This is a genomic window from Iodidimonas nitroreducens, from assembly GCA_000710935.1.
GTDB classification, from domain to species: Bacteria; Pseudomonadota; Alphaproteobacteria; order Sphingomonadales; family Rhodothalassiaceae; genus Iodidimonas; species Iodidimonas nitroreducens.
In genome coordinates this window covers 1-292 of sequence record BAYV01000070.1, presented here as the reverse complement: position 1 = coordinate 292, position 292 = coordinate 1, and the positions used below count along the sequence as shown (strand labels likewise).

The following is a 292-nucleotide window of genomic DNA, read 5'->3' as shown; positions in this document are numbered from 1 at the left end:
GTCGATGCTGATGAGTTGAATGGGATAGCGTTGGGCAATGCTGACGGTGGCGTCGGTTGAGCCGGAGTCCACGATAATAATTTCGTAGTCGATGCCCTGTTGCTGCATAACGCCGCTGAGCAAGCGGCCAATGTGTTTTTCTTCGTTGTAACAACGAATAATTAGGGAGACAAGGGGCATTCTGGTGTGAAAAGAGTGAATAATTTAGAGAATAATTCAATAATTGACTAGATTGATTTAAACCCTGATTTTAATTTCTGATAGAGAGCATGAACTCCAGTCACCAGATCAT

Annotated in this window: 1 protein-coding gene; it reads right to left on the bottom strand. The window is 43.2% G+C overall.

Going from position 1 to position 292, the window contains the following annotated elements; all coding sequences use genetic code 11:
- Window positions 1–180: glycosyltransferase (locus tag AQ1_RS12350; RefSeq protein WP_042087812.1), on the bottom strand; the 180-nt coding region annotated here is incomplete at its 3' end.
- Window positions 181–292 lie beyond the last annotated feature (112 nt).